A 24,007-nucleotide genomic window follows, 5' to 3' on the forward strand; every position below is an offset into this window, starting at 1 on the left:
GATTCCATCGGGAGGGCCAATGCTGAAAGTCATTGTTGACGCCGTTTTCGACGCCGCGGTTTGCGGGAAGCGCCGGGAGTCGCGCAGCGAGTCGCGATAATGGAGCAGCGCATGTCCCAGTCTTCATCCACCGACCCAGCGATGGCCTGGGAAATGGCGCTGATCGCTCGCGTCTCCGAGTACGGGATCTTCCGTCTGACGGATGCGGGAATCGTCGCCACCTGGAACCCAGGCGCGGCGCGCATCAGCGGTTACGATGCCGCGGAGATAATCGGCAAGCACTTCTCCGTTTTCCACGCCGCCGAGGACAGGCAAGCCGGCGTGCCGGAGGCGATGCTGCAGTCTGCCCGTGAGCACGGGCACTGCGAGGCCGAGGCGTGGCGCTTGCGCAAGGACGGCTCACGTTTTTGGGCGAACGTCCTGGTTATACCGCTTTCGGCACCGGACGGAAGTTTGAGCGGGTTCGCAAACATCGTCCGGGATGTCACGGACAAGCGGCTTGCTCACGAAGCAGTGCTCGAAAGCGAGCGCAATTTCAGGCTGCTCGTCCAGGGTGTTACCGACTACGCGCTCTTCATGCTCTCGCCAGAGGGCATTGTCACGAACTGGAACGTCGGCGCTGCCAGAATCAAGGGCTACGAGGCGGACGAAATCGTCGGGACTCACCTGCGGTGGTTCTATACGCCCGAAGACGCTGCGAAGGGGCTACCCGAACGCGGTCTGGAGATCGCTGCGCGTGAGGGCCGCTTCGAAGCGGAAGGATGGCGCGTCAGGAAAGACGGAAGTCGTTTCTGGGCCAACGCCATCATTGATGCGATTCGGGATGAGCACGGCGAACTCGTTGGCTTCGCCAAGATCACGCGCGACGTGACCGAGCGCAAGGTTGCCCAGGAACAGCTGGAGAAGGCGCGGGCCGCATTGCTGCAGTCGCAGAAAATGGAAGCCATCGGCAAGCTGACCGGCGGAGTCGCGCACGACTTCAACAACGTCCTTCAGGTGCTGCGTGGCAATCTCGAGCTGCTGGAGCGCCGCCACCGCGATTCCTGGTCCCGCGAGCGCCTCGAAAAGGCAATCGAGGCGACCGAGCAAGGCGCAACCCTCGCTTCACAACTGCTCGCCTTCGGTCGGCGGCAAGCATTGCAGCCCGCAGTGGTCAACCTTGCGGTCATGCTCAGGAATATGAACGACATGCTGCGCCGGGCGCTCGGCGAAATGATTCAGGTGGAAACGGTGGTCTCGGGTGGTCTCTGGAACACGCTCGTCGACCCCAATCACCTGGAGAATGTCGTGCTGAATCTCGCCATCAACAGCCGCGACGCGATGCCCCGGGGCGGTCGGCTGACGCTTGAGTTGTCGAACACAACGCTCGACAGCCACTATCACGCGCTTCCTGACGATGTCGCCGAGGGGCAGTATGTGCTGCTTGCGATTACGGACACAGGCACGGGCATGCCGCCGGAAGTGATGGAGCATGCGTTCGAACCGTATTTCAGCACCAAGGCCGAAGGGGAAGGGACGGGACTGGGATTGAGCATGGCCTACGGCTTCGTCAAGCAGAGTAGAGGCCACATGCGGATCTACAGCGAAGTCGAACACGGGACCACGGTCAAGATCTACCTGCCGCGATCGACGGAAGAGGTTGTCGAGCCGGAGCCTTTACCGATGCCACGAGTTCCGGGCGGCTCAGAAACCATTCTCGTGGTCGAAGACGACAAGCGTGTTCAGTCCACCGTGATCGAGATGCTCACCGAACTTGGTTACGTCGTGCTGAAGGCGGATGACGCACAAGGCGCGATGGTGATCATCCGGAGCGGCGCCAGGATTGATCTGCTGTTTTCCGACGTGGTGATGCCGGGGCCGATGCGCAGCACCGAAATGGCAAAAATGGCGGTGCGTGTCTTGCCGGGCCTGAAGGTGCTCTTTACTTCGGGCTACACACAGAACGCCATCGTCCATGGAGGACGGCTTGACCCGGGGGTGCATCTGCTCAGCAAGCCGTACAGCCGTGAACAGCTGGCAAGGAAAATACGGCGCATGCTGGCACATCGGCCCGGTTCGGTTCGTCCCGCTGCGCGAAGTGCACCCAACGCGGGCGCGCCGCAAGTTTCCATACTTGTAGTCGACGATGACGCTGCTTCCCGCGAAGCAGTGAGCGAACTACTGTCGCAGATGGGCTACGCAGTCCGGGAGGCCGGCAATCTGGAGTGCGCCCTGCGCGAGGTGAGTGAAAGTGTGCAGATCCTTGTCACTGATATCGCGCTGCCCGACGGGTCGGGCATCGAACTCGCCCGGATTGCACTTCAGCGGGTGCCGACACTGAAAGTCATCTTTGCTTCGGGCACCGAGGCGCCGCCCGCCCACGATGTGGGCTTTGAGTTCGCCTCCGTGCGCAAACCGTTTTCGGCAGAGCAGTTGCGCGATCTCATTGAGTCGGCCCGTACGGGAGCATGATCGGCACGCGGTCAGTGGTCGTCTGCTATGCGCTCGACATGGCAGTCGCCGATCCTGTCGATCGCGTTTAGCAGCTCATTGAGCGCCAGTGGTTTGTGGATGATCTCGTCGACCTTGCCGGTGAAAGCCGGCGCGTCCTGCGGCCACACCAGTGCGATGATAGGTGGTCTTTCGATGCAGGTATCAAAGCCCTCTATCAGCAACGTGGAGGCGCCGCGAGAAAACAGCGAGACATCGACGACGATCAGTTGCGATGGTTCGAGCCAGACTTCGTGCCAGGTATCGAAGGCACGCGCCTTCGACCGCCCGTAACCCCGCCCGTAACCCTTCACGTCGAGCAAAACGGCTAACGAATCCCGGACCCACTTGTCGTGCCCAACAATCACAATCGGTCCGGATACCGGCGCTGGTTTCGGTACGCCATGGGCGGCAGACCTGCGCAGCTGGCACTCGCTGCGCAGCCACTCCAGTCGAGACAGATAATAGCGATCCTGCGCCCTCGCAAGCCCAGCGGGGGACGTCGCTGGATCGTGCTCAAGGCGTTCCAGGTCCTGCGTCGCTCTTTTCAGCTCGGCCACCGCAGTACCGAATGCGAGCGCGTCGTCGGGCTTCAGCATGGAGATTTCACGTGAGATACATAAGGAAGGACATAGGGGCGCCACGCCTTCAGACGATCAGTCGCGAGAAATTGGCATTTATTCCGGAAGCTTTTCCGGACCTTGCGAATTCGAAGCCAAGCCTTCAGGCCCGGAGCACAAATATTAATTCTGAATTCGATGGGAAACGAATTAAAAGAAAATATGGGGCTCCGGCCACAATAGAGCATGCATCGCGATGCGAACCATGGAGATAGTGAGGTTGGGTATGGTTAACAGGATGGCTCATCGCGAATAGTCAGACCATCATTGGGAGAATGGCATGCAGCCGCCCGGCGCTGCCGTCGCTGCATAGCGTTCTCATGAAGCCGTGCAAGCGCGTTCGTGGTCTCGCTGGGCGATCGCGCGCCGGGCCTCGAAGAGGCCACAGCGCGGACATTCATAGCCGAAGGGAGGCATGACTGCCAAACCTCCGCCATTGGCTCTCAGAGCAGTGGGTCCTCCGATCCACTACGCGCGACAGGCGATCCGCTCGCGCTCCAGTACGGGCGTCGGTTGTAGTAGTCATGCAATTGCGTACCCCACGAAACGTCGGCCATCGAAGGCCAGTGATCCTTGTCGAAGCCGGGGTCGTCCTTGATGCGCTGGGCCGTCTGGTCGACGCGGAAACATTTTTCGGCAGTGTCCAGCGTCAGCGCGCTCCACGGGATCGCGTGAAGGGTGGTTCCCATACCGAGAAATCCGCCTTCGGACAGCACGGCGTAAGCAACGCGGGCGCTTCGCACATCAAGCATGATGTCGGAGATCTTGCCCACGTGTTCGCCGTCGGACGAATAAACCTTGTTGCCGTCGAGCGTGGCGGCGGCCATGACTTCAGGGCCCGGCCCATCGCCGATACCGCCTCCGGTGATCTTGGCGCCAGCGTTGGGCGAGAGGGGATCAGAGGTAGTCATTTCGTGCTCCAGGGTGGTTAGAGGCGATCACTGAACAGCATCCCGCATGCCGCGCAATCCCATTTCACGCAAACACTCCGTTTGACAGCCAGTTCCTCGCAGTGCGCGCCCAGGCACAGAGGGTGCGCTCTGGTTGGCATACTTCAAGGAGCGGGCAATGCTTTACTACGCGATCGTTTTTTTCGTGATAGCCATCATCGCAGCTGTCTTCGGGTTTGGTGGGATCGCCGCAGGCGCGGCGAGTATCGCCAAAATTCTGTTCGTCATTTTCGTGATCCTCTTTCTGGCGAGCTTGCTGTTTGGACTTACCAGGCGTTAAAGAATCAGCGCCTCGAGTCATGGGTCCGCATCGCATTCTGTTCTTCCGGCACGCAGAGAAAGGTACGAAACGGGGTCCGGCAAAGACGATGGCGCGGCGCTTATGGCCGATGTGCAGCTCGCCTGATCAAAAGCCCAGAATTCCGCGCGCTGCGTCGACGGACAGGGGCCTGCGCATGCGCTCGCTCATGAGCGCCATCTCGCGATCGTAGCCGCAGGCGAGTGCGGCCCGAAGGCGGCCCGACTCAGCGTAGAGGACTCCAAAGCGATCGTCCCCGGCGCGGCCGGCAATCACCAGATCGTCCCAATGTCCGGCATGCCCAAGATAGTCGACGCGCTTGTCGTAGTGCTGGGTCCAGAAGAACGGCACGCCGTCGTAGCTTGCCGTCTGGCCCAGCATGTTGAGCGCCGCGATGCGTCCTTGTTGCTGTGCAACGCGCCAATGTTCGATGCGTGTGCGCTGCGGCGTTTCCAACGCGCTGCTGAGCGTGAATCGCGCGATATCTCCCGCCGCGTAGGTTTCGCCGCAGACCCGCATCGTCGCATCCACATCGAGTCCGCCGTCTTCGCCGATCTCGGCGCCGCTGACAAAGTGCGTAGCCGGGCGCACGCCAATGCCTACGATCACGGCCTTCGCGCCCAGCGCGCTGCCGTCGTCGAGATCGACCGCTTCGACCTCGCGCGCGCCGCTGAAGCGCAGCGCCTTCGCGCGCCGAAACACCACGCCGTGGGATTCGTGCCAGTCGCGGAACATCCCGCCGATACGCTCGCCAAGCACGCGTTGCAGCGGCACACCTGCGGGGGACACGATGGTGACTTCGACGCCGCGTCTACGCAATGCCGAGGCCGTTTCCAGGCCGATGAAGCTGTCACCCAGCACCACGGCGCGCTCGGTTGGCGCGAGCGCGTGGAGTATGGCTGTGGCGTCTGCCAGGGTGCGCAGCGTGAACAGGTTGCCAAGTTCGGCGCCCGGTATATCGGGTCGTTTTGCCACCGAGCCGCTTGCGATGAGCACGGCGTCGAAGGTATGCATGTCGCCATCGGCTAGTGTGACGTGTCTTGTCTGGACGTCGCAGTGTTTGACCGCTCTGTGCTCGACGCGCAAGCGCTTGTCGTGGGCCACGCTTTCGGGCAGGATCGGCGGGACCTCGTCGGGCGTCATCTCGCCGGCGGGCACGAATTTGCTGAGACAGGTACGGTCGTAGGGCACTTGCGGCTCGGCGGTGAATATCGTCACCTCGCCCGCGAATTCGCTTTCCAGCAGCGTGGCGACGGCCGCTGCGCCCGCCGCACCGCCGCCGATCACCGCGAAACGACGGGCGGACCTGGCGTGCGCGGAGGGCGTGCGAGGCGCGGCGGCACGCAGTGGCGTGAGTTCGACGAGGACGGCGTCCCCTTCGATACGCACCGGGTACGACGTCAGCCCCTCCAGCGCAGGCGGTTCGAGACACGCGCCGCTTTCGATCGAGAACACGCCCTTGTGCCATGGGCACACGATGCGGCCTGCGCAAAGCGCGCCCTGTTCGAGTGGCGCGCCCGCATGCGGGCAGTCCGCGCTGAATGCGCGGATGCGATCGCCCGCGTTCACGAGCAGCACGGCGACCCCTTCCAGCTCGATGCGCCGCATGGCCGTCGGGGGCACTGCTGCCACATCCATTGCCTTGATCCATCCAGCCATAGCGTGCTCCGGTCTCTTCTGTGGGACCCCAAGCGCAATCGATGTGCCGGGAGACGCGTGCGCCAATGCCGCGCCCGGGCGCGAGCGGGGCCGGCGCAACGCTGCGAAAAGGTTCGACTGAGGCATCGGCGAAGGAGTGGACGAGAACGGTACGTACGCGTCGACATTGCGACCCCGGGTGTCGAAGGCCGCGCAGGCGCCGGTATAGGGGCGGTCGGCGCAGGCATCCGGCGTGCGCTGCAGGGGATGAGACTGCGCCGCTCGAGCGCGAAATGCGTGCGCATGCAGTCTGGCCTTTGCTGCGTACGCCACGATGGAACTTCGGGTGGCATGACGCAATGTCACGCCAACACCATGGAGTTCGAATGATCGGGGTCATTATTCCTGCGCACAACGAAGCGGGCCTGATCGCCGCGTGTCTTGCCTCGGTGCGGTGCGCCGCGACGCATCCTTCGCTGCGAGGCGAAGCGGTTCGGCCGCTCGTGGTGCTCGACGCCTGCACGGACGCATCGGCTGAGATCGTCTCGGACTTCGGGTTCGAGGCCCTATGCATAGAAGCGCGCAACGTTGGCGTCGCCCGCGCTGCCGGTGCTGAGGCCTTGCTCGCCTGCGGCGCGCGCTGGCTGGCCTTCACCGACGCCGACAGTCACGTGGCGCCCGACTGGCTTGCCGCGCAGCTCGCGCTTGCCGCGGACGCCGTGTGCGGGCCCGTGAGCGTGGACGACTGGAGCGCGCTGGCGCCTTGCGCCCGCGCGACCTGGGAACGGCGCTACCGCGACGCGGACGGGCATCGCCACATTCATGGCGCAAACCTGGGCGTCGCGGCGCACGCGTATTTGCGCGCTGGCGGTTTTCCGCCGCTTGCCTGCAGCGAAGACGTCGCGCTGGTCGATCTGCTGATCGCGACAGGCGCCACGCTCGCGTGGAGCGCGGCGCCGCGCGTGGTGACCAGCGGGCGGCGCGACGCGCGTACGCGCGGCGGCTTCGGCGACACGCTCGCCGCGTGGGCGGACGGCGTGGACGATAGCGAGCAGTCGGTTGCGCCTTGAGTCTCAGCGTGTCTTCACGCGCGTTCGCGGCGCGCGACACTGAGCCGATCGCGGCTCCAGACATCGAGCAGGAAATCCGTGTCTTCGATCTGAACGACCGCATGCAGCGCGGCGTTTGCCGCCGCCTGCGCGAAGATGCCATGCACCTGGGCGCTTTGCAGCATCCACGTCTCGCCGCCGTGACGCCAGTGGCAGCATGCCAGCGTGCCATCGGCGGCGAGCGAGGAGGCGGCTAGCGTGGCGAGCGAAGTGCAGTCGCTTGCGTTCAGGTAGTACGCGAATTCGCTCATCACGATCAAGTCGAACTGTCCGGCGGGCCAGTCGCGCGGCATGGCGAGCGCGTGCACGTCCACGTTCGCGAACGCGGCGAGGCGCTCTTGTGCCACGGCGACGGCGCGAGGCGAGAAGTCGGCGCAAACCAGATGCTCGCAACGCCGCGCCAGGTCGGCGGACAAGGCTCCGATTGCGCAAGCCGGCTCGAAGGCCATGCGATAACGCTCGCGCGGCAGCGACGCGAGCAGCAGCGCGCGCTTGCGCGCCTCGTACCAGCTGTCGCGGTAGTGCCATGGATCGGGGTTCGCGGCGAACTTGCTGTCGAAATAGCTGGCGAGCGATGTGGGGGGACGGTCCATCGTTATCCTTGCGATCGCGGGTTTTAGCGCTGCCGCCAGTCTTCGCCGGACTCGAGGACCGCGCCGGCGAGCGCAGCACAGCGGCGGCGCCCAGGTGTGCACGCAAACACCGTTCCGCAACCCGCGCGCCCGCGGCGGCGCGCCATGGCAACGGGCCGAGCCGGAACGCCAATTGCGCGGGAGAGGCGTTCGACAAGCCGTATCGACAAGGGATCCATTATGAAACAGAAGCCGGCGGAAGTACGCACGCCGCGGGTGCGAAAAGGACAGATGATGCAAGGTCTGTCGCGCGAGGCGTTTCGGGCGCGTTTTATGGCCCGCTATCACGATCCCGCGTTTCGTGCCGAAGACGCCGCGCTCGCGCGCCTCGAAACGATTGCCTGGGATGCCTATAGCGAAGGACGCAAGGCGCCGCTGACCGCGAAGGCGGGGGAGGGTTACGCCGATCCCGACTATGACCTCTCCACCGAATGGCGCCTGACGCACCAGCGTCTTGAAGCCGCGCAGCGGCGCCAGCGGGAGAGCGGCACGCGCTCCCGCGTGATCGTGGTGAATGCGTCGTCGCGCAATGACTATACGTGCCCGGGAGAGATGTCGAAGAGTTTTCGGCTCGCGCAGATCTGCGAGCATGAACTGACGCAGGCCGGCATCGAAGCCGACATGCTCGACCTCTCGCGCCTCGCTGCCGAACCCGACCTTCACATTTATCCGTGCAAGGCCTGTGTTTCCACGGCAATGCCGCTATGCCACTGGCCGTGCAGCTGCTATCCGAACCATTCGCTCGGTCAGGTCAACGACTGGATGGCGGAGATTTACGAGCGCTTCGCGGCCTGCCACGGCGCGATTTTCGTGACGCCGGTGTACTGGTATCAGGTGAGTAGCCCGCTCAAGCTGATGATGGACCGGCTCGTATGCGCGGACGGCGGCAATCCCGATCCCTCCTCGACTCACGGCAAGCATCCGGACGAAGCGAAAGCGCTTGAACTGGCGGGCTGGCATTATCCCAGGCATCTTGCGGGACGAGCGTACGGCGCGATCGTGCATGGCGATGTGGCAGGCATCGAGGACACTCGCCGCGCGCTTGCCGACTGGCTCGACTGGATGGGATGGGTCGACGCGGGCGCGTCGGCGCGCATCGATCGCATGGTGGGCTACTACGAACCCTACGCGAGCTCACATGACGCACTCGACGCCGACGTGCGCTTCCAGCAGGAGGTGGCCAACGTGGCGCGCGCGGTGGGAAAAGCGGTGGTCGCGCTCCGCGCGGGCAAGCTGCATCGCGCCGACGAAGGTATCGAGCCGCCGCGTGCGAAATGAATCTGATCGGCATTGCACGGCCATATGCAGTTGTAGAAGCTACGTGCAAGCGCTGCAAGCGATACGATCCGGGGCACCACCGCGCCATATCACGTGCATGCCATTGGGCGTCTGGAGCCCAAAAGGAGAAACGATGTCGATTGCTCTGCCTCACGACATGAGCGACGGCGCGCCGCGGCTGATTGTGGTTTCGCCACATCTGGACGACGCGGTGCTCGGCTGCGCAGGTCTCATCGCAAGGTGCCCTGGTTCGATCGTTTGCACGGTGTTCGCGGGTGAACCCGCCACGCCGATGCATACGCAATGGGATGAAGCCAGCGGCTTTGCCGATGCGCACGAAGCCGTGCGCGCGCGCAAGCGGGAGGACGAGCGCGCGCTTGCGCTGTGTGGCGCGACGCCGTTGTGGCTGGATTTTCTGGATGGACAGTACGGCGCGACGCCCGACGTCGCGGACGTTGCGCACGCGTTGGCCGAGCAGTTCGCGCGTTTCGGCGCCTGGCTGCCCGTGTGCCCGTTCGGCCTGTGGCATTCCGATCATCAACTCGTGGGCGCCGCGTGCCGTTCGCTGCTGCAAACGGAGCGCATTAAACGATATATCGCCTATGAGGACGCGATTTACCGCGCAATGCCCGGTGTGCTCGATGCAGGCTTCCAGCGCCTCGAAGCAGAGCGCTTGCGGGTGAGCCCGATGCGCGCGCAGGCGTTCGGCCGGTATCCGGCTCGGCGGCTCGCGGCGATCAAGCGGCGCGCAGTGGGGGCGTATCCGAGCCAGATGCGTGCATTTGGGCCGTTTCCGCCGGATGTGGAGCGGCCCGAGCGTTACTGGCAGGTGGAGCGGCCTGCATTGCCCACGTAGGCACAGCGCCTCCACTACCAATTTGAAGCCGACGTGTCCGCGTGCTCGACGGCCCCCCGCGGCGCGCGATCGCCACGGTTTTTTTCTGCCTCCCGCACGGCCGCGCGCATGCGCAGCACGCGCGCAGCAACGGGCCGTCGGCGGCGCAGGGCCCAGCCTATGCCCCGCCAAAGCTCACGAAGATCCTCGCCTGGCCGTCCCGCACGGCACGCGCTGCCGAGTGCCCGCCACGTCGCCGTCAGCGCTTCGCCACAGGGCAGACGCAGCCACGCAACGAGCGCAGCATTGCGCGCCAGCATTCGGCGGCGCAGCGCGCTGTCACGCGCGAGCGAAGGCCGATGGTGCACTTTGAGTTCGCTCGCATAAGCAATATCGTGGCCGCCTTGCAAGACATCGAGCGAAAGCAATGCTTCCTCGCCGCCGATGAAAAGACGCGGTTCATAACCGCCCAGCGCGTTGAAGAGCGCGGTGCGGAACACGCATGCACCTGCCATGAAGCCGACCAGATTCGGCAGAGGATGAGCCGCATGCGCCAATGGGCTCGCGGCCATCAATGCGCAGGCTGGATCGAGTGTGTCTTCCTCACCCACGTGCACGGACGCCGTGAGCACGCCAATGCGCGCATGGCGGTCCAGCAATTCGACAGCGCGTGTAAGCGACCCCGGCTGCCAGTCGGTGTCGTCGTCACTGAACGCCACATAGTCCGTCGTCACGCGGGCGGCGCCCGCATTGCGCGCGGCTGCGCCGAGGTTGGCTTCGCAGCGCAGCACGCGCAAACCCGGATACGTCTGCGCGAGCAGGTTTGGCGTGCCGTCGGTCGAGCCGTTATCCACCACGATGACTTCGGGCCGCTCCGGCAGACGCAACAGCGAGGCGACCGTGCGCATGACTTCGGCGCGCCGGTTGTGCGTGAGCACGACCACGCTGATGCGGCGGTTCAGGAAGAAGAGACCTTGCATACCTGCGTCTCCACACGGTTCGTCTTCGCCGCTGCCGCGGCGGTGCTCGCGAGCAAGCCTCCTGGATCAGCGCTTGCGATCTCGCGCTGGAAATACGCGATGGTCGCGCTCAAGCCGGCATCGAACGATGTGTGCGGCGACCAGCCGAGCAGCGCGCGCGCGCGTTCGATGGAAGGGCAACGGCGGCACGGATCGTCCACGGGCAGCGGCGCGAAGGCGATTTCCGAGCTCGATTGCGCGGCGGCGATCACGCGGCGGGCCGTGTCGAGCATCGAGATTTCCTGCGGGTTGCCGATATTCACGGGGCCGTCCGGGGGCGTTGCGCGACTCATCAGCAGTACGAGGGCGTCGATCAGATCGTCCACGTAGCAGAAACAGCGCGTTTGCGATCCGTCGCCATAGACGGTCAGCGGCTCGCCGCCCAGCGCCTGCATGACGAAGTTCGAGATGACGCGGCCGTCGCGGGGATGCATGCGCGGTCCGTACGTATTGAAGATCCGCGCAATGCGAATGTCGAGGCCATGCTGGCGCATGTAGTCCATGCACAGCGTTTCGGCGCAGCGCTTGCCTTCGTCGTAGCACGAGCGCGGGCCAATGGGATTCACGTGGCCCCAGTAGTCCTCGGTTTGCGGATGGCGGCGCGCGTCGCCGTAGACTTCGCTGGTGGAGGCCTGCAGCAGTTTCGCCCGCACGCGCTTGGCGAGCCCGAGCATGTTGATCGCGCCGTGCACGCTCGTCTTGGTCGTTTGCACCGGATCGTGCTGGTAGTGCACCGGCGAGGCGGGGCAGGCGAGGTTGTAGATCTCGTCCACTTCCACGTAGAGCGGAAAGGTGACGTCGTGGCGCATCAGTTCAAAGTTGGCGTTGTCGAGCAGATGCGCCACGTTGCGCTTGGAGCCGGTATAGAAGTTATCGACGCACAGCACGTCGTGGCCCAGCGCCACTAGCCGCTCGCACAAATGCGAGCCGAGAAAGCCTGCGCCGCCGGTGACGAGAATGCGTTTGCGGATGAGTTCTTTCACGTTTGCCGTCCTTTGAAAAGCGCTGCAAGCCACGCGTTTACGCGGTCACTTCTCGCAACGCGAGATCCCAGTCGTGCGCGAAGCGATCGATGGAAAAGCGTTCGAGCGCGCCGCGCCGCGCGCCTTCGCCGAGGCGCCGTGCGAGTGCAGGTTCCCGGATGAGCGTGCGCATGCAGTCGACCAGGCGGTCGATGCGCGTATCGACGAAGCCGTTCTCGCCGTCGCGTATCACGCTTGCGAGTTCCGTCGTGGCGAGCCCGACAATGGGCAGTCCGACCATCATCGCCTCGACAATGGCCAAACCGAGGCTCGTCCAGCGGATCGGATTGAAGAAGAAGCGGTAGCGCGACACGAACTGCGCGAGCTCGACATTCGAAATCTCGCCGATGCCGCCGAGGCTTTGCGCCTCCATGCCCACGAGATCGAGCGGCACCTTGTGACGAACCTGCGCGAACACGTCGGCGCCGAGCCGCCGCCCCCGTTCGCGCAGATGATTGACGACGACGATGCCGCGCGGCGTCGTGCCCGTGTAGCGCGCGCCTTCAGGCACGAGCACGCCATGCTCGATCACGCGCGTGGGCGTCGCGCCGCTGTCCCACATGAGCGCGTTGAACGGCGTGACGTGCACGAGCAACGCGCCGCCGTCGTCTACCCAGTGCCGCTGCGCAAACGGCGCCTCCTGCGGCGGGTCGTGCTCGATATACACGCGCGGCAAGCGGCGCTGCGCGTCGCTCAGCAGCTCGAACCGGTCATGCTCCCAATGGCTGCGCTGCTGGTACACGACTACGTCGAACTCATTCGAGGCGACGTCCTCGGCAACGACCTCATGGACGTTCGCGCCCCAGGGAAGCACACCCGCGCGGCCCGCGTAGCCCGACGGGCGCCCCGGTTTGGTCACGACATGGAAGTCGTGCGGCGCCTGCGTAAGGTAATAAAGATAGTTGCCGTGTACGTGCCAGGTGAGCACACGCAAGGGCCGCGTGTTTCGCATCAGCATGGCGGGGTCCTCCTCATCGGCATGGGGGCAACGCTTCCCCGGGCTGCGAAGCCGGGCATGCGGTGGGTATCGAGCAAGTGCGCTTGCGCAACGGCCGCGACCTGCTCGGCGCTCACGTTGAGCGCGCAAGGGTGGCCATACGGGCAGGCGTGGAACGAGCAGGGGCGGCAAGCGGGCCAGTCGGCGAGCACGCGGTGCCGGACGCGGTCGAGCGGCGCCCAGCGCCGCGTGTCGCTGCCTGAGGCGACGACCACGCTCGGCGTGCGCATGGCGGCCGCCACATGCGAAATGCCCGTGTCGTTGCAGAGCACGAGCCGGGCCTGGCGCACGAGCGCCGCCAGCGCACCGAGCGTGGTTTCGCCCGCGAGATGATGAGCCGTCTGCGTCATGCCGCCCAGTACGCTCGCGGTCAACTCGCGTTCGCCTGCGGTGCCTGTCACGGCGATCTGCCAGCCGTCGAAGGCGAGCGCGTCGGCAACGGCGGCAAAGCGCTGGGCCGGCCAGCGCCGCGAGGGCAGCTGTGCACCCGGATGCACGAGCACGAGCCGCCCGGGCTCGAGTCCAAAGCGCTCGACGAGGTCGTCGCACGCAGCGTAGTCCGCGTCGTAGAGCGGAAACCAGAGGGTGTCGTCGCGCAGCGCATGGCCTCGCGCGCCCAGCGCGTGCATCAGCGCGAGGTAGCGCTGCGGCTCGGGCAGCGCGTCGGGCCACGGCAGGTAACAGCCGGGCGGCGGCGCTTCGCCGGGCTGGCTAAAGCCTCCGAGCGCGCGCGCGCCGAACTCGTCGACCAGCACGTTTGCCACGCCCCCGCTGCCATGAAGCTGGATCGCGAGATCGAAGCGGCGCATGCGCATCGCGTCGAGAAACGCAGGCAGGCCGCGCTCGTCCTCGGCCTGTTCGGGAAAGCCGCGCGCGCCGGGAAAGACAATGTGCTCATCGACCAGCGTGGGGTAGCGCGCCACGAAATCGGCTGACCACGGCAGACCGACGAGGGCGATGTGCGCGCGGGGGCAGGCTGCACGCAACGCGCGCAACGCGGGCACGCTGCAGAGCATGTCGCCGAGCTGCAGCGCGCGGAAGATCACGATGCGGCGGGGGGCGAGGGCGTCGAGCAGAGTCGGCATGGGCACATCCGTTAGAGGAACCACACGCGGTAACTGGCGGCTCCCTGGAGCCGCCAGAAAATCGAAAGAAACGGAATCCACAGCGACGTCCAGATCATTTCGGCTACATGGAGCGCGTCGCGACGCGTGCCGCGCAAGCGGCGTACGCAGAACGCAGCGGTGCAGGCGATCCATGCGGCGAACGCAGCCAGGGCGACCCTGGGCTGACCCCAGGCGAGAGAAGCTAGCAGCACGAGTACGCTGATCAGCACCGCGTAGTAAAGGAGCGGCGGCCCCGCCCCGATGCGCTCGCGATACAGCGCCGGATGCTTGCGGAACAACAGCGCCTCGAAGCGGCTCTTGCGCTGCTGCGCGAGACTCACACCCCAGCGCGCGGGACGCACAGGGTGCACGACCACGGCATCGTCGGCGCGTACTACACTCGCGCCCGCCTGCAGCAATGCGAACTGCAGGTCCGAATCCTCGCGCCACGCCGCTGTGAAGCGCTCGTCGAAGCCGCCGATCTGCGAGAGCGTCGCGCGCTGCACGAACGCATTGGCCGTAGCGAATTCGGCGTGCGCAAGGCCGCTTGCGTCGCGCTCATAATCGCTCGGTGCCACGCCCAGCGGTACGACGATGCGGCCCGCGGCGGCTTGCGCGTGCGCGAGCGCGGCGAGCCCCGCGCGCAGCCAGCCGGGGTCGGCAATCGTGTCGTCGTCGGTGAACGCGATGAGCGGCGCGCGCGCCGCGCGCCAGCCCGCATTGCGCGCCGCGGCCGGCCCTTGGGTGGCGCGCACCGGCACGTAACGGATCGCCAGCCCGCGGGGGGCTTGCATCGCCGCCATGCGTTCCACCGTCGCGCGCGTCTCGTCGTCCGGTCCGTCGTCGCAGACGACGATTTCATAGTCGTCAGGCGAGAGATCCTGCGCGCACAGCGCGGTGAGGCACTGTCCGAGCAGCGTCGCGCGATGGTACGTCGGCACGACCACGGCAATGCGGAGGTGTTCGAGCAATGCGCCCGCATAGCCATCGAACTGGGGTTCCTCCGCGCCGATGGGCCGCGGCTCGCGCAACTCGACGTCGGCGGGTCTCATGCGCGTGCCTCGCTCTTGCGCACGAGGAAGGGGCCGATCACGAGCGCATCGAGCGGCGAGGTCCAGAACGATTCGAGCGCGTCGCGCGGCGAGTTGACCATCGGCTCGCCGCGGGTGTTGAACGACGTGTTGACGAGCACCGGCACGCCGGTGCGCCGTTCGAACGCCGCGATCAGGTCGTAGTAGAGCGGATGCTGGTCGCGGTTGACGGTCTGAATGCGCGCGGTGCCGTCCACGTGGCGCACGGCGGGAATGCGTTCGGCCTTCCCGGGCTGCACGTCGAAGATGAACAGCATGAACGGCGCGCGCCTCGCGCCCACGAACCATTGCGCGGCGCGCTCTTCCAACACGACCGGCGCGACCGGCCGAAAGTCCTCGCGGTCCTTGATCTCGTTGAGCTTCGCCTGCATGCCGGGATCGACGGGCGAAGCGAGTATCGAACGGGCGCCGAGCGCACGCGGGCCGAACTCCGTGCGGCCCTGATACCAGCCGATCACATCGCCGTCGGCGAGCAGTTGCGCGGCTTCCTCGGCGATGTTGTCGAGCCGCCGGTAGGGCGTTTTCGACCAGCGCAGGAACTGCTCGATGGTCTCGTCGTCGAACGCCGGCCCGAGGTAGGCGTGGTCCATCTGCCAGCGGCGTTCCGCGCGTTCGCCTGCGGCTTGCGCCGCCTCGCTGCGCAAGCGGTAGTCGGTCCAGAGCGCCGCGCCGAGCGCGGTGCCTGCGTCGCCCGCGGCGGGCTGCACCCAGATGTCGTCGAACGGGCCGTTATCTCGCACATACGAGTTCATCACGCAGTTCAGCGCTACGCCGCCCGCCATGCACAGCTTCGGCAGTCCCGTGCGCGTATGGAGCCAGCGCGCCATCTCCAGCACCGTTTCTTCCAGCACGAGTTGCAGCGAGGCGGCGATATCGAAATGCCGCTGCTCCAGCGGGCCGCCGCGTTCGCGCGGCACGCCGAAGCGGTCCACGAGGCGCGGGTCGGCGACGGTGTAGTGGCCATTGCCGTTGTACTGCACGATTTCGCGGAACTGGTCGGCATAGGCCGGTTCGCCAAACGAGGCGAGGGCCATGACCTTGTACTCGTCGGAAGAATGCAGGAAGCCGAGCCAGCCTGTCACGGCTTCGTAGAGGAGTCCGAGCGAATGCGGCAACTCCACCTGGGTGATGCGCTTGTACTTGCCGTCGCGAAATTCGCCGAGGCTCGTGGTGACGCCTTCGCCGCGACCGTCCATGGTCAAAACGGCGCATGCGTCGAAGGGGCTTGCGAGAAACGCGCTCGCTTCGTGAGCGAGGTGGTGCTCGACGTTATGCCAGACGAAGCCGTTTTCGCGGTCCACGCCCGCAAAGCGCTTGCGCAGATGATGCGGCGCGCCGTCCAGCAACTGCGCCTTCGCGTTCACGATATAGCTGAGAAAGAGCGGGTCCCATGGCGACGCGTTGGCTTCCATGCGCGCGCGCGAGGGGTCGAGTGGCAACGCGATGGTCGCGCCGGGCCGGGTCGGCATATCCGGAAAGAGAGCCGGGTCGTAGGAGTAGGCAACGTGATCGACGTCGGCTAGCGTGATGCCGGCTTCCCTGAGGCAGGCGTCGATGGCGTCGAAGGGCAGTTGCCATGTCGAGAACGGCACGGGACGCTTGGCGTGCTTGACGTGCGTGAAGCGCTCGTCTTCGGCGGCGGCGATCACCACGCCGTCATGGACCAGCGCCGCGGCGCTGTCGTGATAAACGGCATTGATTCCGAGTGTGTACATGAACGGGCTCCCGTTGCGGGCGGTGGGTTGCAGGGGTCAGGCGGGCTGCGGCACGAGCGCGCCGGCTTCCTCGAGCAGTTCGCGCGCCGCTCGCGCGACGTCGCCCGGGGGCACGCCGCGCAGGCAGGCGTGGTGGCCTTCGGGGCACTCGCCGCGATAGCACCATCGGCACGCCACGTCGCGATAGAGCAGGCGGTGCGGCGTCATCCACGGCGAGTGCTGCGGATTCGTGAGCGCGTAGAGATCGACCACGGGTTTGCCGAGCGCGGCGGCCAGATGCGCCGGCCCGCTGTTGTTGGCGATGAGCAGTGAAGCCTGGTCGAGCAATGCGATCAATTCGGCGAGCGTGAGCGCTCCCGCGAGATCGACCAGACGCGTGCTGCCCGGAGAACGCGAGAAACGCATCACGTCGCGCGTCAACGCGCTTTCCCCGAGGCTTCCGGTGAGCAGGAACGGGCAACGCACTGTGGGCGCGAGCAGATCGAGCGCTTCGGCGAAGAGCGCCGGGGGATACCGCCGCGAAGGCGCGCTCGCGCCCGCATGCACGACGATGCAAGGCTCGGCCGGATCGACGCCATACATGCGCAGCTTCTGCGCGAGCGTGATGCGCGCGGCGGGGTCCACGCTCATGCGCATGCGTGAATCGGCCGGGTCGGCGAGATCGGCGCCCACGCTGCGCACGAGCGCGAGTTGCCGCTCGACTTCGTGGCGCACGTCCGTCTGCGGCTCGCGCTCCGGCAGCCAGTTAGTCAGCAATGCGTAAGGATTCTCGCGGCAATGCGCGAGACGCCGCTCGATTCCCGCGAAGAAGCACAGCGTTGCGGCCGGCAGCGGATTCTGGCTGTAGACCGTGAAGATCGCCGCGGCGTCGAAGCGTCCGGCGCGCACGCGCGCGAGCACGGCGTCTTCGTTGCCCGCGCCGTCGGCGTGTCCTTTGGCCGATGCGTGAGCGCCGTTGGCCCACGGCGCGTCGTATTCGATGACGTCGTCCACGTCGGGCAGATAGGGCGCCATGGCCGCGCCTGCGGCCGAAGTCAGCAGCGTGATATGACGGCGCGGCGCGCTTTCGCGCAGCGCGTGCATTGCGGGCGTGGTCATCAGCACGTCGCCTAGTTGATCGAGGCGCACGCAGAGAATACGCTGGACCTCGGCCCCCCAGGGCTCGCTTGCAGGCTGGCGGCGGGGCGAGCGCGCGTGCGCATCGCGCGGCGCGATCGCAAAGGCGGTTCCGTTCATCGCAGCGCCTCCTCCTGTGCACCGTGGCGCGTTGCCGCCCGCACGCGCCGTTCGTGCTCGTAACGCTCCACGATCACCTGCGCCGCCTCGTGCAGATCCGCAACGATCGCGTAGGGCAGGCGCGCCGGCGCGCTTTGCCACTCGGTCTCGTTGCCGCAATCGGCGAGGATCGCGCGGCAACCTGCGCGATTGCCCGCTTCCACGTCGTCGAGGATGTCGCCGACCATCCAGCTGCGCGCGAGGTCGATGCCATGCTCGCGGCTCGCGCGCAGCAGCATGCCGGGCGCAGGCTTGCGACAGGTGCAGTTGCACGCATAGGGCGCCACATGGCCGAGCGGGTCGTGCGGGCACCAGTACGCAGCCTGCAGCGTGGCGCCGCAGCCGGCGAACATGCGGCGCAATTGCGCCTCCACGTCGCCGAGCGCCGCGTGCGCGAAGCGCCCCAGCGCAACGCCGCGCTGGTTGCTCACCACGAATAGCGGTAGTGGCGTTCGCGCGAGCAGCGTGAGCGCCTGCGCGGCGCCCGGGGCAAAACGCATACGCGAGGGCTCGACGTTGTACGGCACGTCTTCGAGCAGCGTGCCGTCCTTGTCCAGGAACACCGCTGGGCGGGTAGCGAGCAACCCTCGGGGCCCGGTGGTTCGGTTCAGCATACGGTTCGCTCCTCAACCCACGGCGCGCAGCACGCGGCCCTGGGTGCTTTCCCTCGCGTCCTCGCGCGTGTCGAGGCGCACTCCGGCAAGCTGCGCATAGACGTCTTCGAGTTCGAGACCGATCTGCCGCCACGTGAAGTACGTCTGGGCTCGCTTGCGTCCCGCTTCGCCCATCGCGCGGGCGTGTACGGGGTCGCCATGAATGGCGAACAGGCGCTCGGCGAGCGCCTGGGGGTCGCGCGGCGGCACGAGCCAGCCCGTTTCGCCGTGACGCACCGAATGGCGAATACCACCCACATCCGCCCCGATTACGGGCGTGGCGCACGCCATTGCCTCCACGGGTGTGATGCCGAACGGCTCGTACCACGGCGTGGTCACGAAGACGTCGGCGGCGCTATAGAAGTCGCGCAACTGCGAGCGCTCGCGGCGGCCCACGAAGGTCACGCGCGGCTCGATCCCGCAGCGGTGCGCAATGCCGCGCAGGCGGGCGATCTCGGGTGTGGCGATTTCGTTGGGCGTTTGCGCGTCGCCGCCCACGACGTAGAGCCGGGCTTTCACGCCGTGGCGCGCCTCGAGCGCGGCCACACCGCGCACGACGTTGTCGATGCCCTTGCGCTCCACGAGGCGGCCGAGTTGCAGCACGCAGAATTCGCCGGCGGCCCAGCCCAGTCGGCGGCGCGCCTGCCGGCGGTCCACGGGCGAGAACTCGTCGGGATCGAAGCCGCAGGCAATGACGGCAATCCGCGCGGGGTCGGCGCGATAGTGCTCGACGAGATCGGCTTCATCGGCCGGACACTCGGCAACGATACAGTCCGCGCGTCGCACGAGCTCGTCTTCGATCGCGAAGCGCTCATCGGGAAAGCCGTCGTTCGCACCCTGGTGGAGGCGCCGCACGCGTCCGAGCGCATGGAACGTCATGACGAGCGGCACATGAAGCGCGTCCTTGACCGCGAGCGCCGCCAGGCCCGACATGAAGAAGTTGGCGTGAATGACGTCGTAGGGACGCCTTTCGGCGCGGCAAAAGTCCACGAGAAACTCGGCGAACCGGGGCATGTGGGGCAGCAGTAGTTCCTTGGGCAGCTGCATGGGCGGCCCGGCGGGGACGTGAATCACGCGTACGCCGTCCATCTCCAGAATGGGCGGCAGCAAGGCGCGGTCGCGCCGCGTGAAGACGTCGACCTGATGTCCGGCGCGCTGGAGTTGACGCGCGACATGCGCGACGTAGATGTTCTGTCCGCCGGTATCGACGCCGCCCGCCACGGCGAGCGGCGACGCGTGTTCACTGACGAGTGCGATTTTCATGACGTGTCCTCGCGAGAAGTGGATGGCGAGCTGTGTGTCGCGTTCAAAGGGGGCGCGGAAAGAACTGCTCGAATGTTGCACCCGGTGCAACGGCGTAAGCGCATTTGCTGTGCCGTTGATTGGACGTGCACAGGAACCGGGGGCGGCGCGGTGCGCGAACCTCGCGTGTATTGCTCGAAACGGGCATCTGTGGACCTTCCGCATCGGCGCAGCTCAGCCGTGACGAATACCAAAACGCATCTGCCAAAGAGGCGACGCGCTTTTACACCGGGCGGCAAGACGTTTCGACAACGCCCCGGGCGTTGTCGGCGGGCTGCGCGCCGCGGGAGCGTCGATTGCGCAACGGTCCGCTTCAGTATCACTTTGGGGGCAGCCGCGCGATGAATGGAGCAACGCCCAGCCGGCGCGCCGTGCGCTCGCGCATCCTGCGCACGCTCGGCGAAGCGCTGTGGCGGCACCGCAGCGCGAGCGCAGCGGCGGCGTCATTGATGATTCTGGCGCGCCTCGGTGCCATTTCGGTGCCGATCGCGCTCAAGCATCTGATCGACGATCTCGGCCACATTCACTCGTTGGCGGCGCTGCCGGCGCTGCTCGCGATCGTCTATGCGCTGCTGCGCTTCCTGTCGGACGCGCTCGGCGAGGCACGCGATGTGGCGTTCAGCATCGTCGTGCAACGCGCAGTGGCCACGCTGCGCGAACGCACGTTCGCTCAGCTGCACCGGCTGGGCGCGCGCTTTCATGCGCAGCGCGAAACGGGTGCGATCGTGCGGGACGTCCAGAAGGGCGCGGATGGTCTGGGCTTCCTGCTTGGCACCGCGCTCTTTTCAGTGCTGCCCACGATGTTCGAAATCGCCGTGGTCGTGGCGATCGTCGCGTCGCACTACGACAACGCCTTTGTGCTCGCCATCGCCGGGACCTTTGCGTGCTATGGGACATGGACCGCGATTTACACCCGCCGCCGGCTCGCGTTCCAGCGCGCGGTGAACTCGCTGGAGGCGCAGGCGGACGGCCGGCTCGTCGACAGCCTGCTCAATCACGACACGGTGAAGTACTTTTCGACGGAGCAGCACGAAGTCGCTCGGCTGCGCACCGTGCTCGACGACTGGGTCCTTGCGCGCACGGCGAATCAGCGCGCGCTGACCGTGCTGCACGTGGGCCAGAGCGGCGTGGTGGCGGCAGGTATTGCGGCGGTGATGGTGATCGCCGTGCAGAACGTGCTGACTCGCGCGATGACGGTGGGCGACCTCATCCTCATCAACGCGTACATCATTCAGGTGTGCGCACCGCTCAATACACTCGGCTTCGTGTTTCGCGAGGCCAACGATGCGTTCGTCGATGTCGAGCGGCTCTTCGCCATCCTCTGTGCGCGCGGCACGCCGGGCGAGGATGAGGACATGCCCGGAGCGAGCGCGCTAGTCGTGCGCGAAGGCGAGGTGGCATTCCGGCACGTCGATTTCGGCTACGACGCGGGGCGGCCCCTGCTGCACGATGTGGGGTTCCTGGCCGAGCCAGGGCGCACCGTTGCCGTGGTGGGCGGCAGCGGCTCAGGTAAATCCACGCTGATCCGGCTGCTTTTCCGCTTCTATCAGCCTCAGCGCGGGACCATCTCCATCGACGGCCACGATATTGCGCACGCCACGCAGTCCAGCCTGCGCGAAGCGATCGGCATCGTGCCGCAAGACACGGTGCTGTTCAACGAGACCATCGCGTACAACATCGCCTACGGCCAGCCCGACGCCACCCGGGCGGATGTCGTGCGCGCCGCGCGCGCGGCCCAGCTCGACGAGTTGATCGAGCGTCTGCCCGACCACTACGAAACGCGTGTGGGCGAGCGCGGCGTGCGCCTGTCGGGCGGAGAGCGGCAGCGCATCGCAATCGCACGCGCGATTCTCAAGAACCCGCGCATCATGGTGTTCGACGAAGCGACCTCGGCGCTCGATACGCGCTCGGAGCGAGCGATCCAGAACGAGCTACAGCGCCTCGCCCACGGGCGCACGACGATCGTGATCGCGCATCGTCTTTCGACGATCGTCGACGCGGATCTGATCCTCGTGATGGAGCACGGCCGAATCGTCGAACAGGGGCGGCACGACGCGCTGCTCGCCCGCCAGGGCGTGTACGCGAAGATGTGGGCGATGCAATGGCAGCAGGACGATCTCGAGCACGCTGAGCGGCGGCTCGTGACGACGCCCGTGAACGTGGCGAACCTGCTTGCACGGGTGGCCGAGCGTGTTCGTGATTCGCTGGGCGAAGCGGCGGCGCGGCTCGTCACGCAACCCGACGACGGGCTCTATGCCACTGTCGCGAACGGCGACGCGTTGCTGGTGGCCCTCACGCTGCTCGTGGAGAACGAAGTGCAGAATGCGGCGTCGATCGCGGCTTCTGTTACCTCGGCAGGGGCCACGCGAGAAACGCGCGGCGTGCAACTGGCCGCGCGGCGCAGCGCCAATACGGTTTTGCTCGGCGTGGCGGGCGGCGCGCGGCCCGCACCGCTCGACGACAGCGCCCTCGCGCGTATCGAAGCGCTGCTGCGCAAGGCGGGCGCGAGTCTCACGCTAGATCCCGAAGGCCGCCGCGTGCGCTACGCCGTGGCGCTGCCGCTGCATGCGCTGCTGCCCGAGCGCACCCCGGAGCGCGGCGGCGAACTCGCTGGACTGCGCATAGCCGTGCTCGACGACGAAGAGCAAACGCGCGATGCGCTGGAAGCTGCGCTCACATTGCATGGGGCGATCGTGCAGCTCGAAAGCAGCGGTGCGCGATGGCTCGCCGGGTTGCGCGAGACGCCGCGCGCCAGGTGGCCAGATGTACTGCTGTGCGACTTGCAGCTAGACGGCGAAGACGGAACGCAAATCGTCGCAGCGCTACGAGACATGGAAGCGCGCGGCGACTATGCAGGCAAAGCGCTTCCTGCCATCGCCATGACGGGCCAGGTTGCGCGTGCCGATTCCCCCGGCGAAGAACGCAGCCTGTTCGCCGCGCGGCTCACCAAGCCAGTTGCGGTGCCGGCCCTGCTGGCCGCGATCGTCGCGGCAACGCAAGGCGGTAACGAAAGCGCCGGCGCCAGCCACTGACTCCGGCCCGCCGTCTAGATGAGCGGCGTGCCGCCCGTCACCGCAACAGTGGCGCCAGAGATGTAGCTGCCCTCGTGCGACGCGAGCAGCACATACGCACCGGCTAGCTCCGCAGGTTGCCCTGGCCGCCCCATTGGCGTCGCCTTGCCGAAGTCGCGCACGTCTTCGGCCGGCATGGTCGACGGAATGAGCGGTGTCCAGATCGGCCCCGGCGCGACGCAGTTCACACGGATGCCGCGCCCGGCCACGAGTTGGGCGAGACCGCCGGTGAAGTTCTGGATCGCGCCCTTCGTGGCGGCATAGGCGAGCAGTGTGGGCTTGGGCTTGTCCGCGTTGATCGACGCGGTATTGATGATGGCAGCGCCCGGCTGCATGAGCGCGACCGCCTCGCGTGAAATGCGGAACATGGCGCCGATATTGGTATCGAAGGTGCGATCCCATTCCTCGTCGCTGATCGATTCGATCGACTCGTGCGTCATCTGGTACGCGGCGTTGTTCACGAGTATGTCGAGCTTGCCCAGCTCGCGCGCGGTCTTGCTCACGAGCTCGCGGCACCACGCACGGTCGCGGATGTCGCCGGGCAGAAGGAGCGCGCGGCGTCCGGCGTCTTCCACCCAGCGCGCCGTTTCCTTCGCATCGTCGTGCTCGTCGTAGTACGCGATGGCCACGTCGGCGCCCTCGCGCGCAAACGCGATGCATATCGCGCGGCCAATGCCGCTGTCGCCGCCCGTGACGAGGGCGACCTTGCCGGCAAGCCGTCCCGACCCGCGATAACTCTTTTCGCCGTGATCGGGTTGCGGGTCCATAGGTGCGGTGCGCCCGGGCGTGCGGTCCTGCTGCTGATCGGGCATGGGCGGGGCGGGGCGATGTTCGTTCATGGTCCTTTACCTCTTCGAAATGACGTTGCATGTTTTCTGCGTACCGCGCGAAGCGCAAGACATATGCCGCACGCCCCGCGAGGCTCCG

Annotated in this window: 20 protein-coding genes; 6 read left to right on the top strand and 14 right to left on the bottom strand. The window is 66.3% G+C overall.

The window, feature by feature from the left end:
- Nucleotides 1–111 precede the first annotated feature (111 nt).
- Entirely contained in the window at nucleotides 112–2,451 is a 2,340-nt protein-coding gene (locus ACOJB8_RS04000; protein ID WP_475011080.1) for a hybrid sensor histidine kinase/response regulator, read from the top strand.
- A gap of 11 nt (nucleotides 2,452–2,462) precedes the next feature.
- On the opposite strand, the gene ACOJB8_RS04005 is transcribed toward ACOJB8_RS04000, so the two are convergent.
- Both ACOJB8_RS04005 and ACOJB8_RS04010 read right to left on the bottom strand, forming a co-directional pair.
- The gene (locus tag ACOJB8_RS04005) at nucleotides 2,463–3,068 is read right to left on the bottom strand and encodes a response regulator receiver protein (protein WP_368618333.1); all 606 of its coding nucleotides are present in this window, start codon (nucleotides 3,066–3,068) and stop codon (nucleotides 2,463–2,465) included.
- 464 nt (nucleotides 3,069–3,532) lie between these two features.
- A complete protein-coding gene (locus ACOJB8_RS04010; RefSeq protein ID WP_069263065.1) occupies nucleotides 3,533–4,000 on the bottom strand; it encodes a PRC-barrel domain-containing protein in 468 nt (155 codons plus the stop codon).
- 157 nt (nucleotides 4,001–4,157) lie between these two features.
- On the opposite strand from ACOJB8_RS04010, the gene ACOJB8_RS04015 reads away from it, so the two are divergent.
- Nucleotides 4,158–4,319: a DUF1328 domain-containing protein gene (locus tag ACOJB8_RS04015; protein ID WP_069263066.1), complete on the top strand. Its 162-nt coding sequence runs from the start codon at nucleotides 4,158–4,160 to the stop codon at nucleotides 4,317–4,319.
- Between the two features lie 126 nt (nucleotides 4,320–4,445).
- Here the strand turns inward: ACOJB8_RS04015 and ACOJB8_RS04020 are convergent, their stop codons facing one another.
- Entirely contained in the window at nucleotides 4,446–5,975 is a 1,530-nt protein-coding gene (locus ACOJB8_RS04020; protein ID WP_368729772.1) for an FAD-dependent oxidoreductase, read from the bottom strand.
- Nucleotides 5,976–6,361: 386 nt separating this feature from the next.
- On the opposite strand from ACOJB8_RS04020, the gene ACOJB8_RS04025 reads away from it, so the two are divergent.
- Nucleotides 6,362–7,045, top strand: coding sequence for a glycosyltransferase family 2 protein (locus tag ACOJB8_RS04025; protein WP_069263068.1), 684 nt, complete (start codon nucleotides 6,362–6,364; stop codon nucleotides 7,043–7,045).
- A gap of 14 nt (nucleotides 7,046–7,059) precedes the next feature.
- Here the strand turns inward: ACOJB8_RS04025 and ACOJB8_RS04030 are convergent, their stop codons facing one another.
- Entirely contained in the window at nucleotides 7,060–7,677 is a 618-nt protein-coding gene (locus ACOJB8_RS04030; protein WP_368729771.1) for an SAM-dependent methyltransferase, read from the bottom strand.
- A 312-nt stretch (nucleotides 7,678–7,989) separates the two neighbouring features.
- Here ACOJB8_RS04030 and ACOJB8_RS04035 point away from each other — a divergent pair, with 312 nt between their 5' ends.
- The gene (locus ACOJB8_RS04035) at nucleotides 7,990–8,994 is read left to right on the top strand and encodes a flavodoxin family protein (protein ID WP_475011085.1); all 1,005 of its coding nucleotides are present in this window, start codon (nucleotides 7,990–7,992) and stop codon (nucleotides 8,992–8,994) included.
- A 133-nt stretch (nucleotides 8,995–9,127) separates the two neighbouring features.
- Entirely contained in the window at nucleotides 9,128–9,850 is a 723-nt protein-coding gene (locus ACOJB8_RS04040; RefSeq protein ID WP_176732853.1) for a PIG-L deacetylase family protein, read from the top strand.
- A 14-nt stretch (nucleotides 9,851–9,864) separates the two neighbouring features.
- Here the strand turns inward: ACOJB8_RS04040 and ACOJB8_RS04045 are convergent, their stop codons facing one another.
- From ACOJB8_RS04045 to ACOJB8_RS04085, 9 genes are read right to left on the bottom strand one after another with little or no spacing between them, the layout of a single operon-like run.
- Entirely contained in the window at nucleotides 9,865–10,809 is a 945-nt protein-coding gene (locus ACOJB8_RS04045; RefSeq protein WP_475011088.1) for a glycosyltransferase family 2 protein, read from the bottom strand.
- The gene (locus ACOJB8_RS04050) at nucleotides 10,788–11,831 is read right to left on the bottom strand and encodes a UDP-glucuronic acid decarboxylase family protein (RefSeq protein ID WP_069263071.1); all 1,044 of its coding nucleotides are present in this window, start codon (nucleotides 11,829–11,831) and stop codon (nucleotides 10,788–10,790) included. Before ACOJB8_RS04050 ends, ACOJB8_RS04045 begins: the two co-directional genes overlap by 22 nt.
- A 37-nt stretch (nucleotides 11,832–11,868) precedes the next feature.
- On the bottom strand, nucleotides 11,869–12,825 hold the full coding sequence (locus tag ACOJB8_RS04055) for a glycosyltransferase family 4 protein (protein WP_368618365.1): 957 nt from the start codon (nucleotides 12,823–12,825) through the stop codon (nucleotides 11,869–11,871).
- Nucleotides 12,822–13,952 carry a glycosyltransferase family 9 protein gene (locus tag ACOJB8_RS04060; protein ID WP_475011090.1) on the bottom strand — a complete coding sequence of 377 codons (1,131 nt, stop codon included), beginning with the start codon at nucleotides 13,950–13,952 and terminating at the stop codon, nucleotides 12,822–12,824. Before ACOJB8_RS04060 ends, ACOJB8_RS04055 begins: the two co-directional genes overlap by 4 nt.
- 11 nt (nucleotides 13,953–13,963) lie before the next feature.
- Nucleotides 13,964–15,025 carry a glycosyltransferase family 2 protein gene (locus ACOJB8_RS04065; protein WP_475011091.1) on the bottom strand — a complete coding sequence of 354 codons (1,062 nt, stop codon included), beginning with the start codon at nucleotides 15,023–15,025 and terminating at the stop codon, nucleotides 13,964–13,966.
- The gene (locus ACOJB8_RS04070; RefSeq protein WP_475011092.1) at nucleotides 15,022–16,779 is read right to left on the bottom strand and encodes a carbamoyltransferase family protein; all 1,758 of its coding nucleotides are present in this window, start codon (nucleotides 16,777–16,779) and stop codon (nucleotides 15,022–15,024) included. Before ACOJB8_RS04070 ends, ACOJB8_RS04065 begins: the two co-directional genes overlap by 4 nt.
- Nucleotides 16,780–16,815: 36 nt before the next feature.
- Complete coding sequence (locus tag ACOJB8_RS04075; RefSeq protein WP_475011093.1) at nucleotides 16,816–18,015, bottom strand: glycosyltransferase family 9 protein; 1,200 nt, start codon at nucleotides 18,013–18,015, stop codon at nucleotides 16,816–16,818.
- Nucleotides 18,012–18,668 (bottom strand): D-glycero-alpha-D-manno-heptose-1,7-bisphosphate 7-phosphatase, encoded by a 657-nt coding sequence (locus ACOJB8_RS04080; RefSeq protein ID WP_342949750.1) that lies wholly within the window; start codon nucleotides 18,666–18,668, stop codon nucleotides 18,012–18,014. The genes ACOJB8_RS04075 and ACOJB8_RS04080 overlap by 4 nt, the downstream gene beginning before the upstream one ends.
- Before the next feature lie 12 nt (nucleotides 18,669–18,680).
- Nucleotides 18,681–19,970 (bottom strand): glycosyltransferase, encoded by a 1,290-nt coding sequence (locus tag ACOJB8_RS04085; protein WP_475011094.1) that lies wholly within the window; start codon nucleotides 19,968–19,970, stop codon nucleotides 18,681–18,683.
- Between the two features lie 380 nt (nucleotides 19,971–20,350).
- Here ACOJB8_RS04085 and ACOJB8_RS04090 point away from each other — a divergent pair, with 380 nt between their 5' ends.
- Complete coding sequence (locus ACOJB8_RS04090) at nucleotides 20,351–23,041, top strand: ATP-binding cassette domain-containing protein (protein ID WP_475011095.1); 2,691 nt, start codon at nucleotides 20,351–20,353, stop codon at nucleotides 23,039–23,041.
- Nucleotides 23,042–23,055: 14 nt separating this feature from the next.
- Here ACOJB8_RS04090 and ACOJB8_RS04095 read toward each other — a convergent pair whose 3' ends face one another.
- Nucleotides 23,056–23,919 (bottom strand): SDR family oxidoreductase, encoded by an 864-nt coding sequence (locus tag ACOJB8_RS04095; protein ID WP_368602760.1) that lies wholly within the window; start codon nucleotides 23,917–23,919, stop codon nucleotides 23,056–23,058.
- Nucleotides 23,920–24,007 lie beyond the last annotated feature (88 nt).

Source organism: Paraburkholderia sp. BR10141, assembly GCF_056155635.1.